The organism is Brucella thiophenivorans, assembly GCF_002252445.1.
GTDB classification, from domain to species: Bacteria; Pseudomonadota; Alphaproteobacteria; order Rhizobiales; family Rhizobiaceae; genus Brucella; species Brucella thiophenivorans.
Genome location: NZ_NNRJ01000027.1, coordinates 1 through 13,962, shown reverse-complemented (window position 1 = coordinate 13,962; position 13,962 = coordinate 1). Strand labels below are relative to the sequence as shown.

Genomic DNA, 13,962 nt, shown 5'->3' with positions numbered 1-13,962 from the left:
CCGGAAAATCCAGGGCTTTCTATTTTCACGCTAATTAGCACGATTAGAAATTCTTTTTTTCCCGGTTCAATCGAATTATTCTGTACACAGTGACGCGGTTGACACAAAGTAACTCCGATATCTCCAGCGGCAATAATCCACTTTTATGAAGAGAAATAACTTCATCGTAGTTTACCTTTCGTCGTCTAACCGCCGGCCTTTCTTTTTTAACTCCCTCTTCAATCGCCAGTTTTGAGTATATAGTTTTAAACAGGTTGCCGGGGTCATAGTGCGACCCCGACATAATCATCTCCGCCACTTTTAAAGTTGTGGCATTTATAATTTCAAGCTTCTTGGTCTTGTTCTGAAGAGCGCGCTCCAGACTTGTCGAATAATCTTTAGATCGAAAAGCGCTATTTTCTTTGGTCATCTTCTCAACCCTCAAAACTTGATCTTCAGGCCAGCAAATGCACCGGCGCTGAAAGAGCTCGATGAAATCGACTTTTCTACACGTGCTTCGCCGTAGATCGTGTACTTGTCGTTTTCATTGTATTTAGTCTTGCCCCATGTGTGCTGTGCACCAACAGAAACGCTTACGCGGGTACGATCACGGCGATTGTCAAAGTCGGTTTCACCAACGCGTACGCTTGAACCCTTCTTAAACTCCTGATGCACATTGGCTGTTGCATAGACCTTTGAGCGGCTCTTAACCTTACCCTTGGCGTCCCGCTTGACTGTTTCTTTTGCAATCAAAACACCAAGGCGACCGTCGAGACTGTCAGCATAATTATGCATGACTGTTGTGCCGTAGGTATCAACGAAAGGATCAAACTTCACACGGCTGTATTGCAGCTGCGCTTGCGGTGTAATTACCCATCCGTTTTTCAGTTCATAGCGCTTGCCGACTTCAACAGACGCCGCATAACCCATGCCTTTGATGCTCGATGCCATGTTGCGGCCACCGGCCTCAATGTCTGACGAATACCATGTCGTTTGCAGCTGTCCGTCAACATAGAAACCGTTGTTGCCATACCAGGTTGCAGTAAGACCCGCACCATAACCAGACGTCGAGATTTTGCCCGATCCATAACCATTTTCGCCACGCAATGACGTTTTCATTGCTGAATTGACATAATGCATCGTAAAGCCGCCAATTAAGATGCCTTTATCACCCTCGTAAAGCAGCATGTCCGTGCCAGCTTGCATCTTAAATTTGTTATACGTGTAATCAGTGCCAGACGTCGTGATTGCAGATTTAATGTCGCCATGCTCGCCTTCGACACGACCCCACCAAGCTGACTTATTGGCCGAAAGTGCGCCTGAATCGATCATCAACTTGCCTTCAGATGACCAATAGCGATCACCAACGCGCTGTTGAAGCGTGGGCAGGTTGTTAGCGATCAGCATGTTTTGCGGCAACGCTTCATAACTTGGTACACCTGGCGCGACGACCGGACGGATAGGTTCTGGATCGATAGGCTCCGGGATGACCGGAACTTCTGGGTCAATTGGATCAATCGGAACAACTGGCGGCTCTGGATCGACCGGATCTACAGGTATGACAGGCACTTCTGGCTCTGGATCAACAGGCACAACTGGTGGCTCTGGATCTACCGGCGGCTCAGGATCAACCGGAGTTTCGCGAAGATCAGAGGTTAGATACCAATTACCATTATTCTGACCAGCACCACGACCGAGGCCGTAAATGTATTCACCCACAACAATTGCTTGACGACCGTTGTATTCAACATCGCCAACAAGATCGAAGGTGCCAGCCGACACGCCACCGACGTAAACGACACCGATGCCATTGACCGTGTGAGCGCCACTACCACCAACCTGATTGATCACAACATTTGTTTGACCCGACGTGTCGCCAGAAACAGTCAATCGATCAGTGTGGCTTTCATCACCACCCATAACAGTATCTAAGACAAGCGTACCGCCATCACCGGCATAGTTGCCGTTGATAGAAAAAACGTCGCCAGCCCTTCCGTTCGCCATTGTTAACGTGCCAGCGTTTGTAAACTGCGCTGGCAAGCCCCAGTAGCCATTATAAGTGTCTATGCCTGAACTGCCTTCAGCAAACAGAACAGCAGCTGCGCCGATTGCAGTTTGCTGAGAGCCGAGCACTGCATTGTCAAAATGCATCGTCCCTGCGTTGATCGACGTGCTTAAGAAAATGTCATTTATGTCGCGGTTATTCGCACCCGTGAGTGTCCATTTTCCAGCGTCATTTTTGTCCAACTGACCAAAACCGCTGATTGAATTGACAACCCCGCCGCCAGTCGCAGCCTGGCTGCGATTATCGATCCGTGTGAGATCAAGCATTGCGTCTTGATCACCGACAAGAGCAAGCTTTGCATTCCCAATATTTAAAGAGCCCCATGTCGTCGCAATCGCCGCGCCATCAAGCACATAACCAGCAGACAAACCCAATGTCGCAATGCCATTATTATTGCGCATCTCGATAGCTTTGCCGTTTCCGCCAGCGATCCGCGAGTTTACAAGAAGCTCCTGGTTGCTGCCTGACGTCGTCATCAGGACGCCCGTTCCAGCTTCAGATGAAACACTACCATTAACAGTTAGCGAGATGTTAGAACCATTAGAATTACTTGCATAATTCTCTAGCTGAACACCATTGCCGATAGCGTTTACGTCGCCTACCGAAACAGTCATTATTGAGCGCTGATCAGTGCTTAGTGTGCTGGCATCAACGAGGACACCGACACCGCTAGCATTGACCTGATCAACGTTTACAACTGTTGAAACAGAACCACCGCTGGACGAATTGCGCAGATTAATTCCGTCGTTTCCAGCAACAATTTCACCAACATTGACAGCAATAGCAGCAACAGATTCTGACGTATCAGAAAACGTGGAATTTTGAAGATTGATGCCATCTCCACCCGCATTTATGCGATCGGCTGCAACGGTCGTGGCTGCATATCGAGCGTTATCTCCGGTTGTAGCATTGTCGCGAACTCGGTTGTTCACATATATGCCTGATCCACCTGCATCAATTTCACCAACATTGACAGTATTTGCTGAAGAAGTTGTGCCGTCAGAATTCGATGAGACACCAATATTTGAGGAAACAACCTCTCTAACATCAATGCTCTGGTTAACCGTTTTGCCTTGAGCAACAGCAGCAACACCTGTATCGCCGGACGTTATTGTATCAACAATAATTTTGGAAGTTGTGTCGCTCATAGACAAAGAGCCATACGCGTTTGCAGCAACACCTGTGAACGCATTGATTTCTTCCGCTTTGACAGAAACATTAGTCTCGTCATGCGCGCCCGAACTAACAAAAATGCCGGTTCCGTTTAAAGCGCTGACATTTTTAACATCGATTTCGGTTCGGTTGCTGCCTTCCGCATATTGGAAATTGTCGTCAAAATTGATCGTGTTGCTCTGTACACTGACGCCATTTGAAATGTCAGATGAAACATTTTCCGCTTTAACATAAACGCTTGTATCTCCAGCGGATATACCGCCCGACGCTTGAGCAATGTTGTAAACCGCTATTGCCTCATTTCCAGATGCGTGCACGTCTTTTACATCAATTGAAACTGTAGCATCAGCTTTCTCAGCTGCATTAACGTTTTCAGCTACATTTGACACTTCAATGCCGAAGCCACCATCAACACTGATCGTGTCTGAGGATAAAATGTCGATTGAGCTCGATCCGTTATTTGAACGATTTATGACGCGTAAGCCGCGCTCTGCACCGGCCATGCTCAGAGTAGTAGCAGCACCGCCATTAAGCGCTGTATTATATAGCGCCAAATTGCTGTTATCGTTCAATTTTTCACTCAACTCAACGCCAAGCGTGGCAGAGCCAGCATCAGCTCTATTGGTGATGCCTATATCGCCAGAAAATTGACCGTTAGATCTGAACACAACAGCAGCATCAGCCGCGTTTTCGTTAAAAATGCTAACCGATGAGCGGAACGCGTTAGCGAAAATTATTGAGTTCACAGCATCCACAAATTCAACGCTGCCAACATTGTTAATAGAAAGCCCGTCGCCGCCCGTAATTTCGAAGCCAGGCTCAGTTGTAAACGTCAGATTTTTCGCTTCTGTGTTCGTAATCGACACGCTCGTCGATTTTCCTGAGCACACGTAGTTTGATCCTTCGGGTGCAACACAAGCTGCATTCGCTGCCGCCATGGATCCAAAAAAAGCGCTTACAAGCGCAGTTGAAACCAGAAGTTTCTTTTTCACTGCATTTCTCATTTTCTAATACCCTCAAATCTATTTTAATATTATTGTAAGTGAAAAATTGCATATTACAATTACCTGAAAATGAAAACTTATAAAATGTTTTGCTGATGAAATTTGCTACAGCGCTTTATATTTGCGCGCTACATTTCATCACAAAAAAAACCGCCCAAAAGGGCGGCTAGTTTCACACAAAGAAGATTCATTTTATCTAAAAGCAGCACCTGCTGATGTTATATCCGTCCCATTTGCGGTTATGTCAGAAATGCGCGTGCTGATTGTAACGCCAACATAACCTTTTGTACTGGTTGAAAAAACGCCGTCGTTTGGTCCTCGAACATTATCAACGGGATCCTTCGTGTTTACCTCAATACGCTGCTTATTCTGAGCAATTGCATTGTTGTACTCATTCCGAATAGCTGCCGTGCTGTTCTGCACTGCGTTGTGGATGGCGGCGTTAGTCTGTTGTTCCATTTGCCAAAATGCCGAATTTACCTCATTCGCGTTGACAGTGTTTACACTGTTCCAGGTGCCATTGTTACCACTGCCACAATTTGGGAAATTAGAGCTCACAGATGCTCCTGAATCTCTCCCGCCGCCAGAATTCCCGCCAGAACCAGAACCGCCGCCTGACTTTGCAGGCTGGTATGAAACGGAGCCTGCTTTTGCCCCGTTATTTAAAATGCAGCCCGATACTCCGCTAACAGAGGGAGCAGCCATGACAGAAGTGGTAAAAGCGAAAACAGCAACAGCTGCAAACGACAGAAATTGGATGCGCATTGTGTAATCCTTTATACTGGGAAATGGATCATTTTCTAATCCTGTTGAATTTTTGCAAATACATTCACTATTGTCAATCAAAATTTCACTATTTGATTTTATGCGCGTCCATAACCCCTAAGTTATGGACGTGACTTTTGGGGATAACAAAAACAAGCAGTTGCTATGTCCAAAACCTATGTCCAAAAATAATCCTGAAAAAGAGGGGATTTTGGTGATTTTTGGATATGCGCGCGTCTCGACCCTAGATCAAAAACTCGATGCTCAGATTGATGCGCTTAAATCGGCCGGCTGTTCAAAGATATTCTCTGAAAAAAAATCTGGAGCAGATGTCGCGCGGCCAGAACTGAAAAAGCTTTTAGAAAAAGTGGGGGAGGGAGACACAATCATAATAACGCGTCTAGACAGGCTTGCCCGATCGACATTTGACTTGCTCAAAATAATGCGCGAGCTCGAAGAGCGCGGCGTGTTTATAAAAAGCCTTTCTGATGCATGGCTGGATACCACAACAGCGGCAGGAAAACTTATAATCACAGTATTTGCTGGCCTTGCAGAGTTTGAACGAGCTTTGATTAAAGAACGAACGGCAGAGGGCCTTGCGCGCGCAAAAGAGCGCGGCGTCGTGATTGGCAGAAAACGCAAAATGTCATCTATACAAATAAAAGAAGCCCTCACGATGCGAGAGGCGGGCAGATCATTGACTGAAATTGGCGAGATCTTCTCAATTTCACGCCAAACTGTCGCGCGAGAGATCCAGCGCCGCGAAAAAATTTAGAATTCAGTGTTTCCAATTTTCCCAAAAAAAGAGATCCGTAATGTTTAAAAAAATCGCGCTTATCCTGACTGCGTCAACGATTGCATTTCCCAGCTTTGCGCAGGTTGCGACCAAAAATAATTTTAACAATCTGAAAATGGGGCAATTCTATTATATTCCGATTAAATCAACTGAATTACCACCTATGTTTTCTGATGCAAAAACAGACCCGACAAAATATCATTTCCACAACTGGTATTTTTTTGCGATTCAGCAAGATAATATTGAGTATGTTTTTTCAACAGTTGCGACCGATCAATTTTGTAAAACTATATACGAATTTGATTTTAAAAGACCGCAGCGATGCATGTTGAGACTTGCAATTAAAAGGCCAAATGCAGAGCCGGAAATCATCAATTTTAACAACGTTTGTATTTTTTCAGACATTAAAAATCAGCAAATGTTTTTTAAAACAAGGGCGGAATTTGTTATGCGCGGAGATATAAAGTATGTTCAACTAACGCATGATTATCCAATCTTTGACGGCGGCTGCAACGATCTGCTGCGCATAACGCCTTTACCAAAGAACGGATAGTCACATTGAAAAATAGACATAGTTGCACTATACTCTATAGTTAAATTGTTTGGGGTTTTCTGATGAATGACAAGCCAAAGCACCCTGGAATTATAATCAGCGAATTGATTAAAAATTCTGACATGAACCCATCCCAGACCGCTAACGCTTTGGGGATCGGGCGCGACAGCTTGTTTCATTTGATGAATCAAAACAAGAACTTGACCGCTGCACTTGCTGTACGTCTCGGCAAATTCTACGGAACCGGCACGCTGTTTTGGCTAAATAAACAAATTGAATATGACGCGTGGCATGCGGAATCCAAAATTGACGTCAGCAATATTCCTACAATCGGGATGCACTCAAGGCGCGTCGCTGCTTAATTATCACAAGTTCTATCTCAGTTAAGCCCCGGTTATTCCGGGGTTTTTTTATGCTAAATTTTATGTAAAGTGCATCACCAATATGGGCTTAGGGGTATTACATATGAAGAAATCACTGTTTGTAGCAGCTCTGATCGCAGCTGCCAGCTTCACTCATTCCGCACATGCTGAATTATTGAAATTGACGCAAACAAGTCAAGTTCCAGAGTTTAAATATAACCTAGATGTTGTGGGTATTAAGCCCGGCATGACAATGGATGTAGCAAAAGAAATTCTCATCAAAGAATTTGAAGGAATAAGAATAGAAGAGAGTGGTGCTCGATACGAATACAAGAATGTAGAGTCCGAGCCTTTCATTACTGGTCTGTACGGATATACAAAAAGCGATGGCAATGTGATTTTACGTTTAACGTCGCCGGTTTTAGGATCTGTGGTATCTTCAATTGAAAGAAGTATAGACTATTCCGACGTTCAAAATAAACCTAGCCCTGTTGATCTGATGGTCATGTTATCTGAGAAATACGGGGAGCCATTTCAATACAGTAAAAGCAGGTCACAATTTAAATTGAGCTGGCACTATGGTGATGATTGCAAGAAGGTGGCTAAACCGGATGGTTGGAGTTATACCACCAAAAAGTGCCCTATTTCCTTGAATGCGAGAATTGACATTAGCAGCGGTGATGAGCTTAAAAGGTTAGTAGTTAATCTGGATGATAATACCATTAGCAGGCTTGATATTAACAGCATACCTACGTTCATAACTGAATACCTCGACAAGTTGCCAAAAGAACCAGTCGTTGCACCCAAGCTTTGATTTAAAGACCCCGGTTATTCCGGGGTTTTTTTATGCCTAATCAGGCCATAACCCAAAAAAAGGAGCGCTACAAATGGACGAACAATGCGAAATTATCGCGAAATTGCGAAAAATCTGCACCGCGAGCGGGGTATGTAAAGAAGAACAAGACGAAATGATTGCTATCACGACGCGCAAAGCGCAGGCCGGCATTCATTTTGATGAATCCAGCCTTTCAAAACATCCTGAATGATGTTATCAATAACATCACATGAGCGCACTTCTGATTGAGAAATCACGCACCAATCTGTCTGATGGTGCATTTTATGAAACGGTTATCTGGTTGCTGCCTGCGCCTGTTCCAGGGAGTAAACATAATTACAAATATCGGCTAGCACTCGTTGTGAACGAGGTTTGCGTACTTAGATATGACAACGAGCGCGGCAAGGGCGACCACAGGCATATTGACGATCGGGAAGAGCCAATTGAGTTCAAAGATATGGAAACCGTCGTACAAGCCTTTTATGCCGATATGGAAAGGATAATGAAATGAACACATTGAATATCCGCATTCAAAGCGTTTCCGCTCAAAAGGCTGGCTTGCTCGCCGCGTTGAAGAGCGCAGATTTGGTTAAAACAGCCCCTGCAACGCCGTCGCTGAATTTCACAAGCTACGATGATATGCACCGCATTCTCGCGCCTGCGCGCCTTAAAATCGTGAAGGCATTGGCCGGTCAGGGCATTCTGTCTATTAGAGAAATTGCGCGCCGCGTCGATCGGGATTTTCAAGCTGTGCATCGCGATGTGCAAACACTGATCAGCGCAGGTGTTATAGACCGCGACGATAAGGGCGTTGTGTTTCCATATGACAGAATTCATTTTGATTTTGATGTAAGCGTTGCAGCTTAATACATCCCGCCCAACCAAGCCTTGGCGCATACGTTAGACCTGCCACCGCTTGGCAGGGCTTTTAATGGAGGAAATTTCTCGGCCAGTATCGATCCGTGTTTGCGATTTATGATACACGGAAGCGAAGCTTAGATACGCTATGCCTAATCAATAACGAATGCCGAGTACACCACAGTCGTCCTGATAAGTAGTGCTATCTCATTGTGCTTACGTGTATCTTCTCAAAAAGATTATTGAAAGGACAGTGCTTTACTTGCACTACTAGCCCTCGCATCTTTCAACCATGTCATTTGCGATACACATGAGACTGTAATTTTCAACCTTTCGGCTGACAGATACGAGTAGCTCTTTTGGTTTTGTTAGATTTTCTGCAACGACAGTGCATCGTATAGCCCCAGAGACGTCACCTTCGTCCGGAAACACCACATCAATGTCAAATAACTCTTCATCGCCTTGATGACGAAACCGATCGCATTTTAGAGAACCATTTTTAATTGGTTTTCCATCAGGCCATTTTTCGTAATAAAATGCTTCAGGATTGTGCTTTTCCACTATTGGGAATTCTTGGATTGACAAATGATCCATTATTTTCGGTCTAGTCACGGTGATGGAGTCTATAAGTGATTTATGTCCGAAGGCGTTTCCGCGAGCGATCTTAAGAATTTCAGACATTGGACCTACACCACGCGCTAGATCCGAGAGTGCGCCTTTGCCGTAAACGTTATCAAACGCTGACTGCATGTTTAGCATATCTAAAGTATCGGTAGCTAAGCTGCCCATGATTGCGAGCTTCGCTTTTTCAAGTTCTGAATTTGCAATATTGATGACCGGTGCTTTCAGTGCTGCGATATCAACGCCATTAGAAACGGGGGTAGGCCGCGTTATGATCCGTCGAACTTCTGGCGCTACGGGCGGTTTAGGCAGTTGAGAAATGGGATCGCTTTTGACTGGAACTTCATCATCTCTTCGTTCCTCGCTTTCGTCCAATTCGGCTTCAAATCGACAAAAATGGACGTCTCCGACAGCCTCAAAGGAAACGCGCATATTTAAGGCAGGGCGAGTTCCATTATTCTTAATGCCAAATGTCAAAGTTACGTCAGTCTCTGATTCCAAGCGATTTTCATGCAAAGCTTCGAAAAGCGACCGACAAGTTTTGATCCATTCTGGATAAGATTCCGATGAATATTTTGTAACAACTTCAGCACTTGGTTGTTCGTAAAAAATCGTAGTTCCATCAGGACTAAGCTCGGTGTCTGGCGCGGAAAAATCTTTTTTCTGAGGATGACGAATTTTAAGCTTATCAATTAAATGATCAATTTCTGACGGATTAAGTTTTAACGCTACCCTGCGGACTACATTAACAGACATTACCTCTTCTGTAACATTCTCAATGCTAATGACAGGCTCTTGTGCCTTATATGTCGTTAGTTCTTTTTCAAGTTCCTTTATACGCTTTGCTTCTGTCGTGTCCTCTGGCGGTCGCCTCCAACTTTCTGGGATTATATAAAAGGGAACGCCGAGCCCTAACGCAGTCGATGCAGCAACGCTATCGTGAGTCAGAACTGTAACAGTGGCAAATGTTTCAGTTTTTGAAATAGCATACGCGGTGCCAACAATCCGGTCATCGTTGATGCTGTAATCAAGTGAAGTGGCGAGCTCTGGCGACGGTTGGACAATGGACATTAGCCGAAGCACCACACGTGGAGATGTTTCTTGAATTACAGCTTCCAAAACATGTGCCCCAAGCATCTCGCGAATTCGCTTTGAAATTTCTTTAGCTCGTCTGCCAGTCCTGCCGTTATCTTTTTTATGCGCATCGATCTCTCCCAAAACAGGTTTAATCAGCGCAATTACGACATTATCTGTTGAAAGTTCCGACCATGGCAGTTCTTCTAATCGCTTACACTCGAAGAATAAGTTTGTATCAGCAACATAAACATTCTCCATCTATCCCTCATACAAGCTGGAAATAAGGGATTGCATATTTTATGCCAAACGCACTTACTTCTATTCCAAAATGATATCTATATCCGAATACAGCGGTGTTTTGTTTAGTACATTTGTATTTTAGGAAAATATTTTCCAAAGGGAGCAGTAAGAGCTGCATCAATAAAATGGTCAATGACCTCTAATGGTGTTGGGTTCGTTTGTTCAATTACATCTATTACTGCACGAATAAGGATATTCATTTGAGTAATCCGTCGATCGAGACTAGCCTTTCTTGCGTGAGGTACTTCATCTGAAGCAATCATGCCTTCCATCCTCCGAACAACTCCAGGCATTTCATCAAGCCAAGTTTGCAGCTCATATTGCATTGCATTGTAATCTTCAATCAAGGTAAGCATCTGAATACAAGAGGATTCTAAGTCCTCAATCTCTCCCGCTATTAAAAAGTCTTTATTGTTAAAAAGAAAGCCAAACTCTTCCGACCTGAGCCTTTCAGGCACGACGCTCTTACCCGCTATAGGTCCGATCAACTGCGAGGGATTTTTCAGCTTGAAACCATTTTTATCAATTTCAGCATAGCGGTGATCAATCGCCTTTTTTACTGAGAGTACGATATTCGCATAGCGAGTTACCTTGGTGTAGGTGTTCAACGCACCTGCGGCTTCACGACGAAGCCGATCTTCCATTCGACGTCCTTTTTCAAGATACGCCGTAACTGTTAGTAAAAGTAAAGCGACAGCGACTGAAACAGACGCGCCAATTATCGCTCCTATTAATCCAGGATCATTCCATGAAAACCCGTCATCTCGCATCCTAAGTGGAAAAACATATAAAGAATAATCGTCTGAAATTTCAGTCAGCCAAACGGTAAACCTATCGAGCATATATAACCCCGCTAATGTGATTAAATTTACGACGTTAATAATTGAAGCGCCAGTGAATTTCTCAAATAATCAGAGAGGAATTTCCCGAAAATGGCGAATTTTAATACCGAAACCCCTCAGAAGGTCTGTTTCCGTAGGCATAAGAAATACCGTGAAGACGTCTTTGCAGTTCTGATCGATTTTTATGAAGACGAACGCACACGTTTCCTCACTTTTGACGGCGCTCACAACGACGTGCAACTGCTTTACATCGCCGATACCGAGGCAGTTGATCGTGTTGATGAACAGGCTATGGCGCTGCGCGCACAGATGGAAGGCGGCGCTTATCATTACAACTTAGATATTCTGGGTAAATTGCCACGTGACTGGAGAAAAAGAGCATGAGCCTGTGCATTAAAAGCCACACACGGCAACTGACTGTTTGCATACGAAAAGATGAAGAAGGCGAGCTATTTGCAGTTATCTTTGACCAGTTCGGCCCAGATTCACTGTTTTTCTTGTCATTCAGACAGCAGTTGGAACACGCATTTTGTTATGAAGTCGAGATTTCAGAGCAGGTGAATGCGCATGCGCCTGAAGCGGAACAACTGCGCCTGGCACTCGCTGAGGAAATGCGAAAACAAGGTGTTGAATACGCCATTCTGCATGAATTACCGCAAGACTGGGAAGATCGAGCCTAAATAAAATAAGCCCCTTTAGGGACTTTTTTCTTGTTATCAATCTCAATTTCAGAAGCTTCATAAAAGTCTCATGCATTAGTAATTGCGTGAAACAAAAATGATCAGAAGTTGCTCACTGTTTTTCATCGTGGCCGACGAGTACGCCACCGTAGTCTACAAGAACGACAGAGTCTGAAGTGGCTATATACGCCCTCGCCAGAAGCAAACAAAAAACAAAAATAAAATCCTTTTATAAGTTTATAACGCTTGCATAATGGTGCAATAAGTGCGACTCTGGATAAACAGAAAAGAAAAATTGCCGCTGCATAAGCGGATTGGCAATCCCGCCACAGAGCAGCGCGATGCGCAGAAAGATAATCAAATGACCGAGTTTCAGAACCCAAAGATTGAGCTCAAAAACTTCCTTACTCTACTCGAAAAAGGCGAATGGAAGCATACGACTGAAGAAATTGAAGCCTATGAAAATGATGACGGCTACACACAAGGCCATTTAATTGTTGAATCTTCAACGATTTTCGAAAACAAAAAAATATATATTAATTACAAAGAAACCTACAGCTATAACAAATATGACGAGGATTCAATTGAAAGCTCGGCAGATGATGCGCAGGATTATATAGTTGAATTTGACGGCTTTGTTGTCGTAGTCGAAGACGGCGAAGAAATGGATGCAGTAAGATTTTTAGAGGATATTGAAGATACTGCGTTTACAAAAATAAACTTTAACGTTTTGTCCTGTACCGAAGTTGTAGGAGAGGACGATGACGAAGATAACGAAGATAACGAAGATAAAGACACCAACGATGAAGAATATATAGTAGGAGAGGCCTACGGATCTAAAATAACCACTGAAATGCTATGCGACAGCTACATGAAATACAATAACATAGAAACTTACGAATATCTTTGTACCGCTGAGAGTAAGAATCGTTCCTGGTGGCTAGAAGTTGACTTTTACAAGATCGGTAATGAAGAATACCTACTTTGCATAGAAAATAATAACCGAACAATTATGGCGCTTGCTTGTATAAATGATGACGAGGCTGAAACAATTGTAGGTATGGATAGTGATGATGGTTTGAGAGAGATATTTTTAAAGCATCTATCTGTAGAAGAAATTGAAAACGTGGCTCTTATTGGATTTTTAGGCTCTGATGCCGTAGATCATAAGCGCTATATGGTTAAAAGAACCGAAGAGCAGCGCCAAAGTGAGAGACAGACACGGTCGCTTGTTTTAGAGGCAGCTAAATTTGTCCAACAAAATAGCACTGTTAATGGTGATATTAAGCTTAATGTGAGCATAAACATACCAAATAATAGTGCTGGAAATCGCAGTGTTTTGGAGACGTTTAATCAGGTTTTAGAAGAACTTGATAACAATGATCACAAATGCAACTTTGAAATATCTAAAACTGATGATGGCCAAGCCGTCTGCAAGATCACTCTGAAATAGCGACAAATCCGCATAGAGCGGCATAGGCGGCGGTTAGCCAGTTCATCGAGCACAATTAACCGCTGCCTCGGCATTCAGCCCTGATCACATCTTCGGAAGATTTGTATTCAAAAAGCTTCCGAAGATGCAAAAAGATCAGCAGCGTCTGAAGCGTGAGAGTTCGATCCTTAATAACCATTTAAATTGTTTAATAGAGCATATGGTACTCATAATGCTTGCGTCACCTCAAAAAAAATTTGATTTTATAATCAGAACATCGAATTAATTTTTCCGCTTTATGCGCGGATTTAAAGCAGCCACAGAACAGCGCTTTATGCGCAGGAAGATCAATCCATTGAATATCTCTAAAAGAAAAAATAAAGAAGATCGAGTGTCTGAACGTCTCGAAGAAATACGAAAAACAGAAGCTATTACAACTATCAAGAAGCATATGCACATACCCGATACAGGCATAGTAATTAGGGCTGTACGCAAATCTAATTATGGAACACAAATAGATTTTATCGTCGGCGTGGGCAATAGGTATGAACACAGCAGCAACTACACAAGACCGGAGTTTACTGTATTAACAGAGGCATTTGCGATTGCGTGCGATTTAC

General features: G+C 43.7%; 16 protein-coding genes. 11 read left to right on the top strand and 5 right to left on the bottom strand.

What is annotated here, in order from left to right:
• Positions 1-43: 43 nt before the first annotated feature.
• The 3 genes from CEV31_RS12410 to CEV31_RS20910 all read right to left on the bottom strand — a co-directional run bounded on the left by CEV31_RS12410 (position 44) and on the right by CEV31_RS20910 (position 4,986).
• Positions 44-409 (bottom strand): hypothetical protein, encoded by a 366-nt coding sequence (locus CEV31_RS12410; protein ID WP_143850927.1) that lies wholly within the window; start codon positions 407-409, stop codon positions 44-46.
• A gap of 11 nt (positions 410-420) precedes the next feature.
• Positions 421-4,083: an autotransporter outer membrane beta-barrel domain-containing protein gene (locus CEV31_RS12405; protein WP_169717341.1), complete on the bottom strand. Its 3,663-nt coding sequence runs from the start codon at positions 4,081-4,083 to the stop codon at positions 421-423.
• 330 nt (positions 4,084-4,413) lie between these two features.
• On the bottom strand, positions 4,414-4,986 hold the full coding sequence (locus CEV31_RS20910; protein WP_143850926.1) for a hypothetical protein: 573 nt from the start codon (positions 4,984-4,986) through the stop codon (positions 4,414-4,416).
• A 130-nt stretch (positions 4,987-5,116) separates the two neighbouring features.
• Between CEV31_RS20910 and CEV31_RS12390 the strand changes: the two genes are divergently transcribed.
• From CEV31_RS12390 to CEV31_RS12365, 7 genes are all read left to right on the top strand, one after another.
• Positions 5,117-5,761, top strand: coding sequence for a recombinase family protein (locus CEV31_RS12390; RefSeq protein WP_235818089.1), 645 nt, complete (start codon positions 5,117-5,119; stop codon positions 5,759-5,761).
• Positions 5,762-5,801: 40 nt separating this feature from the next.
• Complete coding sequence (locus CEV31_RS12385; RefSeq protein WP_094507385.1) at positions 5,802-6,335, top strand: hypothetical protein; 534 nt, start codon at positions 5,802-5,804, stop codon at positions 6,333-6,335.
• Positions 6,336-6,397: 62 nt separating this feature from the next.
• The gene (locus CEV31_RS12380; RefSeq protein WP_094507384.1) at positions 6,398-6,697 is read left to right on the top strand and encodes a HigA family addiction module antitoxin; all 300 of its coding nucleotides are present in this window, start codon (positions 6,398-6,400) and stop codon (positions 6,695-6,697) included.
• Between the two features lie 103 nt (positions 6,698-6,800).
• Entirely contained in the window at positions 6,801-7,511 is a 711-nt protein-coding gene (locus tag CEV31_RS12375) for a hypothetical protein (protein ID WP_143850925.1), read from the top strand.
• A gap of 73 nt (positions 7,512-7,584) precedes the next feature.
• Positions 7,585-7,743 (top strand): hypothetical protein, encoded by a 159-nt coding sequence (locus CEV31_RS21105; RefSeq protein WP_169717340.1) that lies wholly within the window; start codon positions 7,585-7,587, stop codon positions 7,741-7,743.
• 18 nt (positions 7,744-7,761) lie between these two features.
• Entirely contained in the window at positions 7,762-8,043 is a 282-nt protein-coding gene (locus CEV31_RS12370; protein WP_094507382.1) for a toxin-antitoxin system TumE family protein, read from the top strand.
• A complete protein-coding gene (locus CEV31_RS12365; protein WP_094507381.1) occupies positions 8,040-8,399 on the top strand; it encodes an HVO_A0114 family putative DNA-binding protein in 360 nt (119 codons plus the stop codon). Before CEV31_RS12370 ends, CEV31_RS12365 begins: the two co-directional genes overlap by 4 nt.
• A gap of 261 nt (positions 8,400-8,660) precedes the next feature.
• Here the strand turns inward: CEV31_RS12365 and CEV31_RS12360 are convergent, their stop codons facing one another.
• Together CEV31_RS12360 and CEV31_RS12355 are read right to left on the bottom strand one after the other, a co-directional pair.
• On the bottom strand, positions 8,661-10,346 hold the full coding sequence (locus tag CEV31_RS12360) for a PIN domain-containing protein (RefSeq protein ID WP_094507380.1): 1,686 nt from the start codon (positions 10,344-10,346) through the stop codon (positions 8,661-8,663).
• 104 nt (positions 10,347-10,450) lie between these two features.
• Positions 10,451-11,230 (bottom strand): hypothetical protein, encoded by a 780-nt coding sequence (locus CEV31_RS12355; protein ID WP_094507379.1) that lies wholly within the window; start codon positions 11,228-11,230, stop codon positions 10,451-10,453.
• A gap of 90 nt (positions 11,231-11,320) precedes the next feature.
• Here CEV31_RS12355 and CEV31_RS12350 point away from each other — a divergent pair, with 90 nt between their 5' ends.
• From CEV31_RS12350 to CEV31_RS21220, 4 genes are all read left to right on the top strand, one after another.
• The gene (locus tag CEV31_RS12350; RefSeq protein WP_094507378.1) at positions 11,321-11,614 is read left to right on the top strand and encodes a hypothetical protein; all 294 of its coding nucleotides are present in this window, start codon (positions 11,321-11,323) and stop codon (positions 11,612-11,614) included.
• Positions 11,611-11,910 carry a hypothetical protein gene (locus CEV31_RS12345; RefSeq protein ID WP_094507377.1) on the top strand — a complete coding sequence of 100 codons (300 nt, stop codon included), beginning with the start codon at positions 11,611-11,613 and terminating at the stop codon, positions 11,908-11,910. The genes CEV31_RS12350 and CEV31_RS12345 overlap by 4 nt, the downstream gene beginning before the upstream one ends.
• Before the next feature lie 265 nt (positions 11,911-12,175).
• Complete coding sequence (locus CEV31_RS12340; RefSeq protein ID WP_094507376.1) at positions 12,176-13,363, top strand: hypothetical protein; 1,188 nt, start codon at positions 12,176-12,178, stop codon at positions 13,361-13,363.
• Positions 13,364-13,697: 334 nt separating this feature from the next.
• Positions 13,698-13,962 (top strand): hypothetical protein (locus CEV31_RS21220; RefSeq protein ID WP_210190919.1); only part of this gene is annotated, 265 nt, incomplete at its 3' end.

Excerpts from the sequence above, each read along its gene's own strand:
- CEV31_RS12355 (WP_094507379.1), bottom strand. The coding sequence starts at position 11,230 with ATGCTCGATAGGTTTACCGTTTGGCTGACTGAAATTTCAGACGATTAT.
- CEV31_RS12345 (WP_094507377.1), top strand. The coding sequence starts at position 11,611 with ATGAGCCTGTGCATTAAAAGCCACACACGGCAACTGACTGTTTGCATA.
- CEV31_RS20910 (WP_143850926.1), bottom strand. The coding sequence starts at position 4,986 with ATGCGCATCCAATTTCTGTCGTTTGCAGCTGTTGCTGTTTTCGCTTTT.
- CEV31_RS21105 (WP_169717340.1), top strand. The coding sequence starts at position 7,585 with ATGGACGAACAATGCGAAATTATCGCGAAATTGCGAAAAATCTGCACC.
- CEV31_RS12360 (WP_094507380.1), bottom strand. The coding sequence starts at position 10,346 with ATGGAGAATGTTTATGTTGCTGATACAAACTTATTCTTCGAGTGTAAG.
- CEV31_RS12380 (WP_094507384.1), top strand. The coding sequence starts at position 6,398 with ATGAATGACAAGCCAAAGCACCCTGGAATTATAATCAGCGAATTGATT.
- CEV31_RS12375 (WP_143850925.1), top strand. The coding sequence starts at position 6,801 with ATGAAGAAATCACTGTTTGTAGCAGCTCTGATCGCAGCTGCCAGCTTC.
- CEV31_RS12370 (WP_094507382.1), top strand. The coding sequence starts at position 7,762 with ATGAGCGCACTTCTGATTGAGAAATCACGCACCAATCTGTCTGATGGT.
- CEV31_RS12350 (WP_094507378.1), top strand. The coding sequence starts at position 11,321 with ATGGCGAATTTTAATACCGAAACCCCTCAGAAGGTCTGTTTCCGTAGG.
- CEV31_RS12410 (WP_143850927.1), bottom strand. The coding sequence starts at position 409 with ATGACCAAAGAAAATAGCGCTTTTCGATCTAAAGATTATTCGACAAGT.
- CEV31_RS12365 (WP_094507381.1), top strand. The coding sequence starts at position 8,040 with ATGAACACATTGAATATCCGCATTCAAAGCGTTTCCGCTCAAAAGGCT.
- CEV31_RS12385 (WP_094507385.1), top strand. The coding sequence starts at position 5,802 with ATGTTTAAAAAAATCGCGCTTATCCTGACTGCGTCAACGATTGCATTT.